Here is a 1,808-nt window from a genome sequence, read left to right as displayed (position 1 = left end):
TGATTGCACCTGGTTCTCTGCTGTAAATTAAATAAAAATTCAAACATTTGTAAAGGAATATTTATTTAACCTTGAACACTAAGACCTTAATGTTTATAATTGTATTATCAATGTCAACTTTTAAAAACATACATATTTGGCAATGCTGCAGTGATTTATCACTATCACAACAACACTCCCTACACTATATCTTATTACACAATTAAAACTGCTAAACATACACTACCATCAACCCCCCCCGACAAAAAAACTCTCATAAGCAAGCCCCCAATAGCTACTGACAACTAAAATGAACGAAAATCTGTTTACCCTATTCGCAACTCCAATAATCCTAAATCAACCTGCCACAATCCCCATCATTATATTTCCCATATTATTAATCCCAACGTCCAAACATCTCATTAACAACCGACTAATCACTATCCAACGCAACCTAGTACTATTCACTCTAAAACAAATAATAATAACCCATAATGCTAAGGGGCGAACCTGATCTCTAATACTAATATCCCTAATTACCTTTATTACCACAACTAACCTTCTGGGACTCCTACCCCATTCATTTACACCCACCACCCAACTATCCATAAACCTCGCTATAGCAATCCCCTTATGAGCTGCCACAGTAATCACAGGCCTTCGCTTTAAAACCAAAAGCTCCCTAGCTCACCTCCTACCACAAGGCACACCAACATTACTCATCCCCATACTAGTAATAATCGAAACCATTAGCCTGGTCATCCAACCAGTAGCCCTAGCCGTACGCTTAACTGCTAACATTACGGCTGGTCACCTGCTAATACACCTAGTTGGAAACGCAACACTAACACTACTAACTATCAGCCCCCCCGCTACTTCACTGATCTTCACACTCCTGACACTACTCACCATCCTAGAAATCGCAGTTGCTCTAATCCAAGCCTACGTTTTCACACTTCTAGTTAGCCTTTATTTACACAACAACACCTAATGGCCCACCAATCCCATGCTTACCACATAGTCAAACCCAGCCCCTGACCACTAGCAGGGGCTCTATCAGCCCTTCTAACAACATCCGGCTTAGCCATATGATTTCACTTCTATTCCACCACTCTATTAACACTAGGTCTACTAACCACAACACTAACCCTTCACCAATGATGACGCGATATCGTACGAGAAAGCACTTATCAAGGACATCACACGACACCCGTTCAAAAAAACCTTCGATATGGCATAGTCCTATTCATTATCTCAGAAGTCTTCTTCTTTACCGGGTTCTTCTGAGCATTCTACCACTCAAGCCTAGCCCCAACCCCTTATTTAGGGGGCCACTGGCCACCAACAGGTATTACCCCATTAAATCCCTTAGAAGTACCCCTTCTAAATACCTCTGTATTATTAGCATCAGGAGTAACAATTACCTGAACTCACCACAGCCTTATAAACAACAATCGAAAACAAACAACCCAGGCTCTACTCATCACAATTCTACTAGGCATCTATTTCACCTTACTACAAATTTCAGAGTACTTTGAAGCACCCTTCACCATTTCCGACGGTATTTATGGCTCAACATTCTTTATCGCTACGGGTTTCCATGGACTCCACGTCATCATTGGATCCACTTTCCTCCTTATCTGTCTCATCCGCCAACTATTATATCACTTCACACCAAACCACCACTTCGGCTTTGAAGCTGCCGCTTGATATTGACACTTTGTAGATGTTGTATGATTACTCCTCTACATCTCTATTTACTGATGAGGGCCAAGGAGAATGCACCTGCCAGGCGGAACACATCCCGGACCATGCGGGGGCCCTCACCC

General features: G+C 42.1%; 1 protein-coding gene and 1 pseudogene. Both read left to right on the top strand.

The window, feature by feature from the left end:
* Positions 1-628: 628 nt before the first annotated feature.
* Entirely contained in the window at positions 629-970 is a 342-nt protein-coding gene (atpB, locus tag ACFIL3_RS09895; protein ID WP_375621879.1) for a F0F1 ATP synthase subunit A, read from the top strand.
* Between the two features lie 179 nt (positions 971-1,149).
* Positions 1,150-1,689 (top strand): annotated as a pseudogene (locus ACFIL3_RS09890) (cytochrome c oxidase subunit 3).
* The last annotated feature ends 119 nt before the right edge of the window (positions 1,690-1,808 follow it).

The sequence above is a fragment of the Bartonella sp. CE47NXGY genome, from assembly GCF_042195415.1.
GTDB lineage: Bacteria > Pseudomonadota > Alphaproteobacteria > Rhizobiales > Rhizobiaceae > Bartonella.
The sequence above is the reverse complement of the archived record's forward strand: the minus strand, read 5'-3'. Positions and strand labels throughout refer to the sequence as shown.